This window comes from Bacillus salacetis (genome assembly GCF_003581585.1).
In the GTDB taxonomy this organism is placed as follows: Bacteria; Bacillota; Bacilli; order Bacillales; family Bacillaceae_B; genus Rossellomorea; species Rossellomorea salacetis.
In genome coordinates, this window is the sequence record NZ_QXIR01000032.1 from 20,987 (window position 1) to 37,558 (window position 16,572).

Consider the following 16,572-nt stretch of genomic DNA (forward strand, 5'->3'; position numbering starts at 1 on the left):
ATCATCTCACCCTTAATTAAGGATTTTATATCATTATATTCTCTCTAATATAAGATTTAAAACTACATTTTCTAAGGGATTTTTCATTTATGTAACAATTTGATGAAATTAAACATTATTAACATACCGTATGGTAGAATGATTTCAACTAAGGAATTAGTAATATTTTTACATTTAAATTGATGAATCAGCCATAGAAGCCAGAAGATTTTTTATTACAATATTGAAAAGAGGCCATTAGATGAAATATTCTTTTCTGATTATTCTTTTGCTGGGAAACATCATCTTTCTTTCATCCTGCAGCCTGCAAAGTGATCGGACTGCAGCCGGACTCAATATTGAAAAAGGCATACTATTTTATTCTGACGAAAGCAACTTTCAGGAAGAAGATGCTTATTATGAAGCATTGGTAGAGTTAAAGCACCTTTACCCCGGACAATTCGAAAATTATCAAATCATACCCAAAAACAAGGAGTACGATTCTACTTTTTCCTCTTTGAACAGTACTTATCCTGCTTTATTGGTAATAGAAAACAACAAGATTGTGTGTAAGGTCATTGGTACATCAGGAAAGGAAGAGATAATGAAACCGGTAAGCAATGCACTGGATAAATGGAAATGAGTAAATACAAAGAAAACCTCCCGGGAATCCAGGAGGTTTTCTATTTTTGGCTTATTTAATGATATGAATCGGGCTGCCCATAGCAACTTCAGCTGCTTCCATGGAGATTTCTCCAAGTGTTGGATGCGCGTGAATTGTCATCGCTACATCTTCTGCAGTCATTCCTGATTCGATGGCCAAACCAAGTTCAGCAATCATGTCAGATGCCCCGGCGCCTACGATTTGCGCACCGATGATAAGACCATCCTCTTTGCGAGTGATAAGCTTCAGGAATCCATCAGTCGCATTCAATGCAAGTGCGCGTCCGTTAGCTGCAAACGGGAATTTAGCTGCAGTGATTGCAAGACCCTCTTCTTTTGCTTGTGCTTCAGTATAACCGACAGTAGCCAGCTCAGGATCAGTGAAACATACAGCAGGAATACCCATATAATCTATCTCAGCCGGCTCACCGGAAATAGCTTCTGCTGCAATCTTTCCTTCATAAGAAGCTTTATGAGCAAGGGGCGGTCCGTCAACGATGTCACCAATTGCATAGATATTAGAAATGTTTGTACGGCACTGCTTGTCAATCTTCACAAGTCCACGGTCAGTCATTTCAATGCCCGCTTCTTCAAGACCGATTTCATCAGTGTTAGGACGGCGTCCTACAGTAACAAGTACATATTCTGCATCTACAGTTTTTTCTTCACCGCTTGCTTCATACTTAACTGTTACTCCGCTGTCAGTTTCATCAACGCCTTTTGCCATTGCTTTGGTTACGATGTCTACACCCTTGCTCTTTAGGCCTTTTTTGACGATTTGTGTCATTTGCTTTTCAAAGCCGCTGAGGATGTCATCCGCACCTTCAAGAATCGTTACTTTAGTACCGAGGTTCGCATATGCGGAACCAAGCTCTGTTCCAATGTATCCTCCACCGATTACAACCATGCTCTCGGGGATATCAGAAAGATTTAAAGCTCCAGTGGAATCAAGTACCCGCTTGGAGAACTTGAAGCTTGGGATTTCAATCGGACGGGAACCAGTTGCAAGGATCAGGTTGTTGAACTTGTAAGTTTGTGCTGAATTTTCATCCATTACACGTAGAGTGTTGTTATCTACAAGGTAAGCTTCACCACGAACGATTTCAGCCTTATTGCCTTTTAGAAGACCTTCAACACCGCCAGTAAGCTTCTTGACTACTCCGGACTTCCACTCCTGGACTTTATCAAAGTTCACTTTAACGTTCTCGGCAACAATACCCATATCATCAGAATGCTGCGCATTATGAAAGCGGTGTCCAGCAGTGATCAATGCTTTAGAAGGAATACATCCAACATTCAAGCAAACACCGCCAAGATTTTCTTTTTCAATGATTGTAACTTTTTGACCCAGTTGGGCTGCACGGATTGCTGCAACATATCCTCCTGGACCTGAACCGACTACTATAGTATCTGTTTCAATTGGGAAATCTCCTACTACCATCGCATTACGCCTCCATTAATAAAAGTTCTGGATCGTTCAACAAACGCTTAATATGGTTAAGTGCGTGTTGAGCAGTAGCTCCGTCGATCATACGGTGATCGAAGCTCAATGATAATGCTAACACAGGTGCCGCTACAATTTCACCATTTTTAACCACAGGTTTTTCAGCAATGCGTCCAACACCAAGAATCGCTACCTCTGGATGGTTAATGACAGGTGTGAACCATTGGCCGCCTGCTGAGCCGATATTGGTGATTGTGCATGAAGCACCTTTCATTTCATCGCCGGAAAGTTTGCCGTCACGGGCTTTTCCTGCAAGTTCATTGATCTCATCAGAAATTGAGAACATTGATTTGCGATCAGCATTTTTAACAACAGGAACAAGAAGTCCTTTGTCAGTGTCAGCTGCAATACCGATATTGTAGTAATGTTTGTGAACGATCTCGCTCGTGCTGTCATCAAGAGAAGTGTTAAGTGCCGGGTATTCTCTAAGTGCACTTGTTAATGCCTTTACCACATAAGGAAGGAATGTAAGCTTGATTCCTTTTTCCGCAGCCACTTCCTTGAACTTTTTGCGGTGTGCCCAAAGCTTTGTAACATCCACTTCGTCCATAAGCGTAACGTGCGGTGCAGTGTGCTTGGAATTGACCATCGCTTTTGCAATTGCTTTACGGATTCCGCTCATTGGTTCACGAGTCTCAGGTAATTCACCCTCTGGAATCTTTTGAGCAGCTGCTGCTTTAGGTGCTGCCTCTTCTTTTGCAGCCGGTGCTGTTTCCTGCTGGTCTGCAGCAGAAGTCTTGGCTCCGCCGGAAAGGAATGATTCCACATCTTCTTTGGTTATGCGGCCATTTTTACCTGAACCGGAAACCTTGCGGATGTCGACATTTTTTTCCCTGGCAAATTTACGAACTGAAGGCATTGCAATGATGCGGCGGTCAGGATCAACTTCTTCGCCTTGCTCGCCGGCACTTGTTGTTTGATCATCTGTATTTTCCTGTGAAGGATCTTTGGCAACTGCCTGCCCTTGTTCTGCCACACCCTGGACTTGTCCTTCAGTTACTTCATTGGCTTTAGGCTCTTCCTTCTTCCCGTCGCCATGTTCACCTTTGAATTGCAGATCTTCATAACCTGGTGCGTCGAATTTGATAAGAACATCTCCAACTACCGCAACAGTTCCCTCTTCAACCAGAAGCTCTTCAACTGTTCCTGCAACAGGCGATGGGATTTCCACTACCGCTTTATCATTTTGGACTTCACATAGCACATCGTCTTCTTCAACTTTATCTCCGGGTTTGATGAACCACTTTACAATTTCACCTTCATGAATACCTTCACCGATATCCGGTAACCTGAATTCGAATGACATAGGTTCTACCTCCTGTTATTGTTTTGCTTATTGGTTTATACAGGATTGGAAAAGAGAAGGGAGAATCCCCCTTCTTCTTTTGTTCAGCCTGTTATTCTTAGAAGTTAAGTACTTTCTTCGCTGTTTCAATAACATCCTTGAAATTTGGAAGCCATACCGGTTCTGCTTGAGAGAAAGGATATACAGTATCCGGTGCTGTTACACGCAATACTGGTGCTTCAAGGCTCAGGATGGCACGGTCATTGATTTCAGCTACAACATTTGCAGCGATACCCGCTTGCTTTTGAGCTTCCTGAACAACAATTACGCGGTTCGTTTTTTCAACGGAAGCAATAATTGTTTCTACATCCAGAGGGCTTACAGTTCTTAGGTCGACAACCTCAACAGAGTGTCCTTCTTTTTCAAGCTCCTCGGCAGCCTTCAGTGATTCATGCACCATCGCACCGTAAGTGATGATGGAAAGGTCTGTACCTTCACGCTTCACATCCGCTTTACCGATTTCAATCGTATATTCCTCTTCAGGAACTTCTTCACGGAACGAACGGTACAGCTTCATGTGCTCAAGGAAGATGACCGGGTCGTTGTCCCTGATGGCAGAAATCAGAAGGCCTTTAGCGTCATAAGGAGTTGAAGGAATCACAACTTTAAGACCAGGCTGCTGCGCGACAAGACCTTCCAGACTGTCTGCATGAAGTTCAGGTGTATGTACCCCGCCCCCGAATGGTGAACGAATCGTTACAGGAGCATTGTAAGTACCGCCTGAACGATAACGCATGCGAGCCAGCTGACCGCTGACAGAATCCATTACTTCATAGACGAAACCAAAAAATTGGATTTCAGGTACAGGACGGAAGCCTTCCAAAGCGAGACCAACCGTCAAACCGCCGATACCGGATTCCGCAAGCGGCGTATCAAATACACGGTCTTCTCCAAATTCTTTTTGAAGGCCTTCCGTTGCACGGAATACACCGCCATTCAATCCTACGTCTTCACCGAAAACAAGCACATTTTCATCATTACGCAGTTCAGTGCGCATAGCATCAGTGATAGCTTGAATCATTGTCATTTGCGCCATGGCTTATTTCGACTCCTTCTCTTTGTAAATTTCTAATTGCTCTTCCAGGTTTTGAGGAAGGTTCTCATACATGATGTTGATGAAATCCGTCACCTTCTGTTTAGGTGTTCCATCTGCTTTCTTGATTGCTGCTTTAATATCTTCTTTCGCTTGTTCGATCACTTCATTTTCTTTGTCCTCGCTCCACAGTCCTTTACCTTCAAGGAACTTACGGAAACGCACCAACGGATCTTTTCTTTCCCACTCTGTGTCCATTTCAGATGAACGGTAACGAGTAGGATCATCCCCGGCCATTGTATGAGGACCGTAACGGTAGCAATGAGTCTCGATCAATGTCGGCCCCTCGCCATTTACAGCACGTTCACGAGCTTCACGTGTCACTGCATAAACAGCTAATGCATCCATTCCGTCCACAAGAACCCCTGGGATACCTGCAGCAACAGCTTTTTGAGCAATTGTTTGTCCAGCTGTCTGCTTATCACGAGGAGTTGAAATAGCAAATTGGTTATTCTGCACTACGAAGATCGCAGGTGCACTGAATGCGCCGGCAAAGTTGATTCCTTCATAGAAGTCCCCCTGGGAGGAACCGCCATCACCAGTATAAGTGATTGCAACCGACTGCTTGCCGCGCTTTTTAAGGCCAAGTGCAACTCCTGCAGTCTGAATGTATTGAGCACCGATGATGATTTGCGGCGATAATACATTAACTCCTTCAGGAGGCTGATTTCCTTTGAAATGTCCGCGGGAGAACAGGAATGCCTGATACAACGGAAGACCATGCCACACGATTTGAGGTACATCACGGTAACCCGGAAGAATCCAGTCATTCTTTTCCAATGCATAATGTGAAGCAATTTGAGATGCTTCCTGCCCGGCAGTGGGAGCGTAGAAGCCAAGTCTTCCCTGACGGTTAAGAGAAATTGATCTTTGATCAAGAATACGAGTGTACACCATGCGGCGCATAAGCTCCTGCATCTGCTCATCGCTTAAATCAGGCATTGCGTCCTGATTCACCACTTCGCCTTCTTCATTTAAAATTTGAACCATTTCGAATTGCGCTTCAATACTTTCGAGCGCTTTTTTCGCATCAAATTGTGCCTTCTTAGATTTAGAAGCCATCGAAGTCACCTCTTCCTTTCTTTTTCCACTTATTTTTAGAGTCTTTTACACAGTGATTATGGTGTCCAGAAACACTTCTGAAAACCGCAATTTTGGCAAATACACGTCTTTAAACATATGTTTCCACAAATCAGGTAAAAGAAAACTCTTTAAACAGCACTTTTTAAAATTAAACTGTATCAGTCATTTTCTGCAAAATACTAATACAATATGTAATTCACGATTTCTAGTTTACACCCGGTTTTTATAGAAGTCAACGAGAAAAACTTATGACTTCAACACTTGTCATGACTTCGTTTTTTGAAAACAATTCACTGATACTGAAAACTGTATTAATCATATTTTGATAACTGTATTATAAAACAGATATACTTTTCAATAACTGTTATACATTAAAATTCACATGTATCCTGCCTCATTCTTTTTTCACCATCAATGACCTTATGGAGTCCAATAAAAAAATGCCTGGTCCGCTGAACCAGGCATTGATTTTAAGCTTCTGTATTCACTTCAATTTCTGCATTTTCATAAAACGAAAGCTTGGATGAGTTAACTTCTTCCGTCAATTGATTGTAAGTCTTATTGAAATCCATTGTGGACTTATAATTTTCATTGATTTTTCCAATTTGAGCTTGAAGATCTTCCATTGTTAGATCTTCCTTTTTCAACATTTCATAAAGCTCCTTGTCGCTGGAAAGTGATTTCAGATACGAATCGGCCATGGAAGCATGGGCTTCGAACCTTTTATTCATCAGGGCAGAAAGTTCTTCCGCTTCTTTTCTAAGCTTTTCATCCTCGATTTCTTCAATAGAGGCTTCAGCTTCTTTAAATGCCTCTTTCGCTTCCTCCATTGCATCTGTTTCTGCCTTAATAAGGGCTTCCCTTTCACTTACATTTTCCAGGGCCTTGTCTGCAAGTTTCCTCACTTCATCGATTTCCTTCATACTTAGACCGATTGCCTGGTCAAACAACTTCTGCTCTTCCTGCTCGAGCTTTGTCAAAGGTTCCTGTGTTTCCTTTAGTTTTTCTTCTTTTTTGACTGTATCTTCCAAAGTGTCGTATACCATCTCTTGAGGTGTGCTTCCTCCCATACATCCCGTCAACAGAAATGTGACACCTGCAGCAGCCAATACTCCGCGAAGTTTATACACTTTTAAATCCCCCTTATAATAATGACATTTACTACTATATCGGCACTTTCAAATTTTGACAATGAAAAAACACTTTAAAATGAAAGGTTTATTTTTTCAAGGGCCTTTACCTAAATTTTGCTGCTATTCAATATAGATTTCAAATAATAATTGCCGTACAACCCCTGTGAACAGTAAAGAATAGAGCTGCCCGTTCTTTTCCGAGAATAAAACCTTTTAATACAGGGAAATGGCACCTGGGATTTATCCGAAAACAACTATATATATGAAAACAGCCTATTTCAATGAGCGCATTCCGCATAACACCTTGTCCTAGTTTATTACTATGAGTAAACCCCAAAAGTATGTCAAGGGATTTCCCTTTTAAAAACAGTTAACTTTTCACAAGGGGTCTGTTAGACTAAAATCATAAAAATGACGGATTTACCAGGAGGAATATGCAATGATTACTACGAATGATATTATACGCGAAGGACACCCCTCTTTAAGAAAAGCTGCTGAAGAAGTCGCAATGCCGCCTTCTATAGAAGATAAAGAGACGCTGAACAGCCTGCTTGAATATGTAAAGAACAGCCAGGACCCTGAAACAGCAGCCGAATACGGCTTAAGATCCGGAATCGGTTTGGCTGCACCTCAAATCAATGTTTTGAAAAGGATGATTGCTGTCCATGTTACAGATACTAAAGGTGAACTCTACAGCTATGCATTATTCAATCCTAAAATCATCAGCCATTCTGTTGAAAAAGCATACCTAACAAGCGGTGAAGGCTGTTTGTCAGTAGACCGTCCTGTTCCGGGATATGTACCCCGGTATGCAAGAGTGACCATCAAGGGTATGGATATTGACGGAAATCCTGTCAAAATACGGTTGAAAGACTTGCCGGCAATTGTATTTCAACATGAAATCGATCACTTGAACGGCATCATGTTTTATGACCATATCGATCAGGATAAACCGCTTCAGCCGATTGCCGAGGCGAAACCGATTGAAAGATAACATAAAAAAAGGAAGCCCCTTTGGGAGTTTCCTTTTTTTATCCTTTTTCAAACCTCATATTAATGATAATTCCTTAAGGCCCAGATAGATTCCGTCTTCATCCACAGGCTTGGTAATAAAGTCTGCATGCTCCTTTACTTCCTTGACGGCATTGCCCATCGCAATGCCGGTACCAACAGCATCTATCATCTCAATATCGTTCAATCCATCTCCGAAGGCGTATACCTCACTGATATCAAAATCAAGTTTCTCGATCATTTTTTTGATTCCTTCTGCTTTTGAACCTCCGCTTGGAAGAATATCCATGGAGTATTGATGCCACCTGATAAAATTGAACTTCGCAAATTTCTCCCTGTATACGGCTTCATCGCCCTCACGGCAGAACAGCAAGGACTGATAGATTTCCTTGTCGCTGTAGAAATCAGGCTGAAAGTCGGGATGAGGGAACTTCAGGCTTGCCATACTTTCTTCTATAAATGGGTGGTGATGGATGTTTGCTTTCATTGTTTTTTCATTTAAATGGACGACTGGATGGCTGTTCTCATTTGCCGTCCCCAACAAATCGACCAGTTCTTTCCGGTCGAGTGGATTCTTATAAATCACTTCATTTTCAAATACGACATACTGTCCGTTAAATGAAACAAAAGATTCAACTCCAAGTTCCTTCCTCAAACTTTCATACATGAACGGGGCACGCCCTGTCGCAATCGCTACATATGTTCCATTTTCCTGAAGCATCCTTATCCCCTTTTTCGTAGCATCAGGCAATTTCTTTTCATGGTCAAGCAACGTTCCATCTATATCAAAAAAAACGATCTTGGACATTTTCACTGACTCCTTTCTTTATGTCTATTCGAAATGTTCAGTATGTATTTCCCCATAAACTTACCCCTCTGCATTTTAAAAGTCAATCCTTCCTATCCAGGTTATCACCAGATCGATAGGGAAATCCCGCTTTACCGCTTTAAAGCATCGGGGGACAGTCCCTCACTGCTTTAAAGCATTAAAATATTGGTCCGTAAATCAGTTTCCAGACATAACCAAGTGAAAACTGACAATAATTCCATATACTAAAATTAGAAAAAAGAGAAACGGGATTTCGGGTAAACTTTACTTTATGGCCAAATCTAGGTAAACTACTAATAAGGAGTGATCCAAATGTTTAAGAAGCTCAGAAAGAAGCTTTTGAAACAATGGAAGGATGTACTCAGAAAAAAAACAATCGCTTAAATGTGTCAGGCCCTCACGTTTAGGAGGGCTGTTCTTTGTTTATTATCTGCATTGAAACCGGTAATTTGAAATAACCGGATTTCCCTTAAGATATTAATAAGCATTTCTCCATACATAAACTTTGCTATGTTGAATGCATGAAAACTTTTAAAACTTTTTATATAATAGAAAAAGTTACATTTTGAAAACGGATAAGGAGAGAGAAAAAATGATTTACAAAGTTTACTATCAGGAAAGCAAACAGGAAGTCCCTGTGCGTGAATGCACAATGACCCTGTATGTGGAAGCTGATTCAGAACGTGATGTCCGCCTGAAGTTGAAAGATAAACCGTACAATATTGAATTCGTCCAATTACTTGATGACTCCCATCTTGATTACGAGAAACAGTCCGAAAATTTCCAGGTGGAGAGTTGATCGGCATATGAAATTTGTAAAGAATGATCAGACAGCTGTTTTCGCACTTGGCGGTTTGGGCGAAATCGGCAAAAATACTTACGGTGTACAATTTCAGGACGAAATTATTTTGATTGATGCTGGAATCAAGTTTCCAGAAGATGAACTCTTAGGGATTGATTATGTCATTCCTGACTACACGTATTTAGTGAAAAATGCTGATAAAATCAAAGGCCTGTTCATCACACACGGGCATGAAGATCATATCGGCGGAATCCCATACCTTTTAAGGCAGATCAATATCCCGATATACGGGGGAAAACTTGCAATAGGTTTGTTGAAAAACAAACTTGAAGAGCATGGATTGCTGAGATCGGCGAAATTGAACATCATCCAGGAGGACGATGTAATAAAGTTCAGGAAAACGGCTGTAAGCTTCTTCCGGACAACCCACAGTATCCCTGACTCTTACGGGATCGTCGTCAAGACGCCTCCAGGCAATGTTGTTCATACCGGTGACTTCAAATTTGATTTCACTCCTGTAGGGGAACCAGCCAACTTAACCAAAATGGCTGAAATCGGTAAAGAAGGCGTGCTTTGCCTCCTATCTGACAGCACCAACAGTGAGATACCTAATTTCACGATGTCGGAAAGAAAAGTAGGAGAAAGCATAGATGACATCTTCCGAAAAGTTGAAGGAAGAGTAATATTCGCTACTTTCGCCTCCAACATTTATCGATTACAGCAAGTGATTGATGCTGCAGTTGCCCACGGAAGAAAAGTAGCTGTTTTCGGGCGGAGCATGGAAAACAATATCGGAATCGGCCAGGACCTGGGTTATATCCAGGCCCCTAAAGATACCTTCATCGAGGCCAGCCAGATAAATAGACTGCCTGCCAATGAAGTGACCATTCTTTGTACAGGGAGCCAAGGTGAACCTATGGCTGCTCTGTCCAGGATTGCCAATGGAACTCACAGGCAAATCCAGATCCACCCAGGAGATACGGTCATCTTCTCTTCTTCCCCGATTCCAGGGAATACGATCAGTGTGAACCGTACCATTAACATGCTTTTCCGTGCAGGTGCCGATGTCATCCACGGCTCATTGAGCGATATCCATACTTCCGGCCACGGTAGCCAGGAAGAACAGAAGCTTATGCTAAGGCTCATTAAACCAAAGTACTTCATGCCAATCCATGGAGAGTACCGCATGCAGAAAATGCATAACCAGCTGGCTGTGGACTGTGGAGTAGAACCGGATAATTGCTTCATCATGGATAATGGTGAAGTCCTAGCCCTCGGCAATGATACTGCACAGGTCGCCGGCAAGATACCTTCCGGATCTGTTTATATTGACGGAAGCGGAATTGGTGATATTGGAAATATTGTACTTCGTGATAGAAGGATCCTTTCGGAAGAAGGACTCGTTGTGGTGGTAGTCAGCATAAATATGAGTGACTTCAAGATTGCATCCGGCCCTGACATCATCTCCAGAGGTTTTGTCTACATGAGAGAATCAGGCGACCTGATTAACGAAGCACAGAATATTATAAGCAAACACTTAGATAAACTACTTGAGCGCCGGACAAGCCAATGGTCTGAGATCAAAAATGAGATCACCGATACATTAGCTCCGTTCCTGTATGAAAAAACAAAGCGCCGTCCTATGATCTTACCGATTATCATGGAAGTTTGATATTAAGCATAAAAAAGCAGGCTGAACTCAATCAGCCTGCTTTTTTTGTGCTGGTTAAATAGCGCTGGTGGGCGCAATTATAGCTTCTTATTTATTTCTTGATGCCTGAGTACTATTGGATTGGATACCAAGAGGACCCTACAGCTGTTCTACATGTCTTTTCCCTTTGGAATTTCAGGCAGACTGGACTCTAGGATGCCTTCTAAGCGCCTTCCCTTCGAGTTTTCATCTAAAATGGACTCTGCAGCATTCAGAACCTTTTTCTCATTGAGTTTCCAGCCAAACTGGACCCTAAAGAACTATACCGGCCGCTTCCACATTCATTCAGTACAATAATTTCTTTTCGAATCGGGTTATATCTGTATCTGCCCCTATTACTATAAGGACATCTCCTGTTGCGATTTTCTCGTCGGCTTGCGGTGAGACGAGGATGTCTTTTCCGCGTTTGATGGCAACGATGTTGATACCATACTTAGCCCGGATATCCAGGTCTATCAATGAGTTGCCATCCAGCCTATCGTTGGCTGCAATCTCAACGATTGAATGCTCCTCGGATAGTTCCAGATAATCCAGAACATTATTGGAGACGATATTGTGGGCTATCCTCCTGCCCATGTCCCTTTCAGGATGGACCACATGATTGGCCCCTATTTTCCGCAGTACTTTTTCATGATAGTCATTCTGTGCTTTGACGGTGATTTTGTTTACTCCAATTTCTTTAAGCATCAGTGTGGTCAGGATACTTGATTGAATATCATCGCCGATCGCCACTATAACATGGTCAAAATTCCGGATGCCCAGACTTTTCAGCACTGATTCATCAGTGGTATCCGCTACTACTGCATGTGAGGCAATCGAGGCAAACTCATTGACCCTGTCTTCCTCTTTATCAATGGCCATGACCTCTAAATCCTGATCCGCCAGGGAACGGACAATGCTTCCCCCGAAACGCCCTAAGCCTATAACGACAAACTCTTTATTCACTCTAACTCCCCCAACACAAGAGAATATTTATGCTTCAATTTTAACACAAATTTGAGAATATCAGGTTATTTCTTTCCTTTGACATAATCCGCGTCAAATAGAAACAGCCTCATGAGAAGGATCAGAGATGGTATCAGAAGGAGCAGGCCGGCAATAAAGACCACAACCAGCGCAGTTCCCATTACCGGGCTTGTCACACTGCTCTCTATCGTAATGAAGGGCTTTAAGATATATGGCAGATGGGAGGCCCCATATCCAAAGAAAGCGAAAAAGAATTGAAGCATGACCATAATGAATGCTGTTCCGAATTTTTTTCGGCTGTATATCAGCCAGCTGGCTATCAGGAAGAATAAAAGGGATAAACCGAACATCCACCAAATACCCAGTGCATTCTGAAAGTGTTCAGGATTGTGGCTTCTTAAGCCTATAAAAACCAGGAGACTTGCCAAGATTGTCGGCGGGCTCCAGAACAAAGCAAATTTCCGTACGATTTCCCTTGCTCCTGTATCATTTGCCCTATCGGCATAATAAGTCAAAAATGATGCGGAAATGAACAGGACTGAAACGATTGCCAGGATTACAACACTCCACGAATAAAGACTTGTAAAGAGCTCCTCTGCTAAAAAGACTACCCTGTCTTCGGTTTCCTCCAAGAAGCCCCCTTCAGAAATCGTCAGAGCCGTAGATAATGAAGCAGGGATCAGTAATCCTGTAGCTCCGTAAAGAAACAGGAAAAACACATTATCTTTCGAACCATAATTCCCAAAAGCATAAAAAGCTCCCCTGACCGCTAAAAGGATCAGGGCAACACTCCCGGGCAAAAGCAGAGCTGTTCCATAGTAGTAAGCAGTATCTGGAAAAAATCCGACAAGCCCTACAAAGAAAAATACAAAGAATACATTCGTGACCTCCCAAACTGGAGATAAATATCTGCTGATCAAGTCATTTACTGTATGCTTTTTGTTTGTGATCTTGGCATAGAATGCAAAGAAGCCAGCCCCAAAATCGATTGATGCGACAATCAGGTATCCATAAAGAAATACCCACAGTACCGTAATCCCCAATACCTCTAAACTCACTTGTCTCCCCTCCTATTCATACAAAATCCCATACTCGGTTTAATTCTGATTTTCAATTCTATTGCAATTTTCCGCTTTTGAATCTTTGTTCGTATTCAAGCTCCGGCGGCTTGTTTTTGAACATTTTAATTAAGACTGTCACACAGAATACAGCCAGTATGATGTAAAGGACAACGAATAGAACAAAGGTCAGCCCTACTCCGTCTGCTTTAGTGGCAGCATCTGCGACCTTCATATATCCCCTTAGAATCCAAGGCTGCCTGCCTATCTCGGCATAGATCCAGCCAAACTCAATAGCCAGCATGGCCAGCGGGCCGCTTGCAACAACCCCCCATAATAGGGGTCTGTTCCACTCATTCCTCTTCTTCCATTTCCAGAAAAGAACGAAAAGCGAGGTAATGAACAAAGTGAACATCCCGATTGAGACCATGGAATCAAATAGGTAGTGAACAAATAATGGAGGCAGTTCATCTTCAGGGAACTCTTCAAGCCCAATGACTTCTGTATCAAATGAATTTCCGGCTAGGAAACTCAAAAAGCCTGGAAGCCGAATCTCATTGTGTATTTCATTATTTTCATCCAGCGTTCCAAAGACAACCAAATCCGCATTGCTTTCTGTTTCAAAGTGCCACTCTGCCGCCGCCAGTTTTTCCGGCTGATACTCTGCTAGGAATTTTGCTGAAACATCTCCAGCCACCGCGGTCCCTACAGCAAAAATCAATCCACAGACCATAGTCATCCGAAGTGCCTTTCGGTGGTATGCACTTCCTTTGTTTTTTAAAATAGCAAACGCCGTAATGGCCGCCAATATCAAAGCTGATGTCAAATAAGCTGATGTCAGTACATGGAATACCTTTGGAGGGGTGGCGGGATTGAACATGGCAGCGATCGGATCGATATTCACTGCTTTCCCCCCCTCCAAATCAAACCCTTGAGGAGTGTTCATGAAAGCATTGACCATCGTGATGAATAATGCGGATGCCGAAGATCCAATCATGATTGGGATCGTCAATAACCAGTGAACCATCCTGTTCTTGAACCGATCCCAAGTATACAGGTAGATTCCCAGGAAGATCGCTTCAAAGAAGAAAGCGAATGTTTCCATGAACAACGGGAGTGCAATGACCTGTCCTGCCACCTGCATAAAGGACGGCCACAATAAGGACAATTGCAGCCCTATGGCGGTACCTGTCACCACTCCGACAGCCACCGTTATGGTAAACCCCCTCGCCCATCTTCTTGCCAACAATATGTAATGCCCGTCGTTCCTTTTTATCCCAATAAATTCTGCGATTGAAATCATTACTGGTATTCCTACACCTATGGTCGCGAAAATAATATGAAATGCCAGCGTTACCGATGTGAGCATCCTGCTCAACATGACACTATCCAGCTCCATATGGTTCCCCCCTATCAATCTACTATACTTATAAGTATCACTATTCCATCATTATAAAACCTATGTTTGAGTTTGTGAAGTAATGAGCATTCATTTCTCTAATACAATTCTCCTTTAATAATAAAAAAATATAAAAAACCGCCTCTTCATTAAAAAGGCGGTTCTTGACTTTATATAACTTCGAGCATTTTAAATTGAGCTTTTACCAGGTGATAATATTCTCCCTGCTGATCCATCAGTTCATCATGGTTCCCGTGTTCAATGATGCGTCCATGGTCGAGCACGAATATATTATCGGCTTCCCTGATTGTAGACAGCCTGTGGGCAATCATAATGGCTGTACGGCCCTTCAGGAGGGTCCTCAGTGCCTCCTGGATTTGCACTTCCGTTTCTGTGTCTATTGAAGCGGTGGCCTCATCCAGGATTATGATTCTTGGATCCGCAAGCAGTGCCCTTGTAAAGGAGATCAGCTGGCGTTCACCAACAGACAAAATATTCCCTCTCTCTTCGACTTCCGTTTCATAGACTTTAGGAAGCTTTTCAATGAATTTATGGGCACCGACTGCTTTGGCAGCTTCCAGCACATCTTCATCAGAGGCATCCGGCCTTCCAAAAAGTATGTTCTCCTTTATTGTCCCGGAGAATATGAATGTGTCCTGCAAAACGATACTGATCTGACTTCTTAGGCTGGCCAGGGAGACGTCCCTTAAATCGTGTCCGTCAATTTTGACCTTTCCTCCTGTAGGATCATAAAAACGGCTGACAAGGTTGGCTATGGTTGTTTTACCTGATCCTGTATGACCGACCAGGGCAACCGTTTCCCCTGCTTTCATTTCTAGGGAAATATTATCAAGGGCCTTGCGTTTGCTATCATAAGCGAAATCCACATTTTCGAATTCAATACGCCCATTGATGTCCTTTAAATCAGTGGCATTTGGTCTTTCGCCAACATTCGGCCTTTCATCAAGGAATTCAAAAATTCGTTCAGATGAGGCCATTCCAACCAGCAGTTGATTGTATACCATCCCTAAACGTGAAATCGGCTCCCAGAACATTCCTAAATAAAATGCAAAGGTAACGAATTCACCAAGCGTAAGGGAATCGCTTTGTATAAGGCTGGCACCAAACCATATAAGGACAGCGGTTCCCACTGCATTAGTCAACTCGACAAGCGGCCTGAACATAGCACTCTTTCTAGTCGCATTCCTCCAGCTGTCAAAGCTCTCCGTATTAACGCCGTCGAAGTATGCCATGTTTTCTTTTTCTTGAGTGAACGACTGCGTTACCCTGATGCCCTGAATGCTTTCATTCAGGTGGGAATTGAGTTTGGATTGCTTCAATCGGACCATTTGCCACGATCTTCTGATTTTCTTTCGCAAACTGGTTGAAATGAAGAACATCAGAGGCAGTATAACCAATACCGCCAGTGTCAATGGAGGACTCAAGGTGAACAGGAACACGATGATCCCGATTAGAAGGAGCATATCCATGAGCAGGTTGATGACTCCGTTAGTGAACAGCTCCTGCAGTGAATTAATGTCATTCATGATCCGGACTAGTATTGATCCGGCTGAGCGCTGGTCGAAGAATCGATGGGAAAGCCGCTGTACATGCGAGAAAAGGTGCTTTCTAAGATCATATATGACCCCTTGGCCAAGCATGTTCATCCATCGGATCCGGAGCACATTAGCTATATAACTAAGTATATAGAGTCCGGATATTGTAATGATCAGTGTCGTCAGCATTGTACTGTCACGTTCAATGATCGCTTTATCGAGAGTGTATACACCGATCAATGTAGGAATGACAAGCCTTACCCCGGTTGTTATCAATACCATTATTACGGAAAGCGGCAGCAGTTTCTTTGAATAGGGCTTTAAATAGGTCAGAAGCCTCCAAAGCTGCTTCCAGTTAAAGGGTTTATCAATCACTTGGTCTGTTGAATAATAGAACCTCTCTAATATATTCTTTTGTGCCTTTTGCTTGTTTTTCATCA

The 16,572-nt window shown here is 42.6% G+C and carries 14 protein-coding genes; 4 read left to right on the forward strand and 10 right to left on the reverse strand.

Annotated features, from left to right (window positions below; all coding sequences use genetic code 11):
- Window positions 1-241 precede the first annotated feature (241 nt).
- Window positions 242-622: a hypothetical protein gene (locus D3H55_RS18775; protein WP_119548837.1), complete on the forward strand. Its 381-nt coding sequence runs from the start codon at window positions 242-244 to the stop codon at window positions 620-622.
- 51 nt (window positions 623-673) lie between these two features.
- Here D3H55_RS18775 and lpdA read toward each other — a convergent pair whose 3' ends face one another.
- The 5 genes from lpdA to D3H55_RS18800 all read right to left on the reverse strand — a co-directional run bounded on the left by lpdA (window position 674) and on the right by D3H55_RS18800 (window position 6,797).
- Window positions 674-2,083 carry a dihydrolipoyl dehydrogenase gene (gene lpdA / locus D3H55_RS18780; protein WP_119548838.1) on the reverse strand — a complete coding sequence of 470 codons (1,410 nt, stop codon included), beginning with the start codon at window positions 2,081-2,083 and terminating at the stop codon, window positions 674-676.
- A 4-nt stretch (window positions 2,084-2,087) separates the two neighbouring features.
- The gene (locus D3H55_RS18785) at window positions 2,088-3,452 is read right to left on the reverse strand and encodes a dihydrolipoamide acetyltransferase family protein (RefSeq protein WP_119548839.1); all 1,365 of its coding nucleotides are present in this window, start codon (window positions 3,450-3,452) and stop codon (window positions 2,088-2,090) included.
- Between the two features lie 97 nt (window positions 3,453-3,549).
- Window positions 3,550-4,527 (reverse strand): alpha-ketoacid dehydrogenase subunit beta, encoded by a 978-nt coding sequence (locus D3H55_RS18790; RefSeq protein WP_119548840.1) that lies wholly within the window; start codon window positions 4,525-4,527, stop codon window positions 3,550-3,552.
- A gap of 3 nt (window positions 4,528-4,530) precedes the next feature.
- Window positions 4,531-5,646, reverse strand: coding sequence for a pyruvate dehydrogenase (acetyl-transferring) E1 component subunit alpha (pdhA, locus tag D3H55_RS18795; protein WP_119548841.1), 1,116 nt, complete (start codon window positions 5,644-5,646; stop codon window positions 4,531-4,533).
- 491 nt (window positions 5,647-6,137) lie between these two features.
- Complete coding sequence (locus D3H55_RS18800; protein ID WP_119548842.1) at window positions 6,138-6,797, reverse strand: YkyA family protein; 660 nt, start codon at window positions 6,795-6,797, stop codon at window positions 6,138-6,140.
- 442 nt (window positions 6,798-7,239) lie between these two features.
- Between D3H55_RS18800 and def the strand changes: the two genes are divergently transcribed.
- Window positions 7,240-7,794: a peptide deformylase gene (gene def / locus D3H55_RS18805; protein WP_119548843.1), complete on the forward strand. Its 555-nt coding sequence runs from the start codon at window positions 7,240-7,242 to the stop codon at window positions 7,792-7,794.
- Between the two features lie 54 nt (window positions 7,795-7,848).
- Here the strand turns inward: def and D3H55_RS18810 are convergent, their stop codons facing one another.
- Window positions 7,849-8,619 carry a Cof-type HAD-IIB family hydrolase gene (locus tag D3H55_RS18810; RefSeq protein WP_119548844.1) on the reverse strand — a complete coding sequence of 257 codons (771 nt, stop codon included), beginning with the start codon at window positions 8,617-8,619 and terminating at the stop codon, window positions 7,849-7,851.
- A gap of 613 nt (window positions 8,620-9,232) precedes the next feature.
- Between D3H55_RS18810 and D3H55_RS18815 the strand changes: the two genes are divergently transcribed.
- Window positions 9,233-9,439, forward strand: coding sequence for a DNA-dependent RNA polymerase subunit epsilon (locus D3H55_RS18815; protein ID WP_119548845.1), 207 nt, complete (start codon window positions 9,233-9,235; stop codon window positions 9,437-9,439).
- A 7-nt stretch (window positions 9,440-9,446) separates the two neighbouring features.
- Entirely contained in the window at window positions 9,447-11,114 is a 1,668-nt protein-coding gene (gene rnjA / locus D3H55_RS18820) for a ribonuclease J1 (protein WP_119548846.1), read from the forward strand.
- A 324-nt stretch (window positions 11,115-11,438) separates the two neighbouring features.
- Here rnjA and D3H55_RS18825 read toward each other — a convergent pair whose 3' ends face one another.
- The 4 genes from D3H55_RS18825 to D3H55_RS18840 form a co-directional block, all read right to left on the reverse strand.
- Complete coding sequence (locus D3H55_RS18825; protein WP_119548847.1) at window positions 11,439-12,098, reverse strand: potassium channel family protein; 660 nt, start codon at window positions 12,096-12,098, stop codon at window positions 11,439-11,441.
- A 65-nt stretch (window positions 12,099-12,163) separates the two neighbouring features.
- A complete protein-coding gene (locus D3H55_RS18830) occupies window positions 12,164-13,177 on the reverse strand; it encodes a cytochrome d ubiquinol oxidase subunit II (RefSeq protein ID WP_119548848.1) in 1,014 nt (337 codons plus the stop codon).
- A 58-nt stretch (window positions 13,178-13,235) separates the two neighbouring features.
- Window positions 13,236-14,576, reverse strand: coding sequence for a cytochrome ubiquinol oxidase subunit I (locus tag D3H55_RS18835; protein ID WP_119548849.1), 1,341 nt, complete (start codon window positions 14,574-14,576; stop codon window positions 13,236-13,238).
- A gap of 170 nt (window positions 14,577-14,746) precedes the next feature.
- Window positions 14,747-16,570: an ABC transporter ATP-binding protein gene (locus D3H55_RS18840; protein ID WP_420808774.1), complete on the reverse strand. Its 1,824-nt coding sequence runs from the start codon at window positions 16,568-16,570 to the stop codon at window positions 14,747-14,749.
- Window positions 16,571-16,572: the final 2 nt, after the last annotated feature.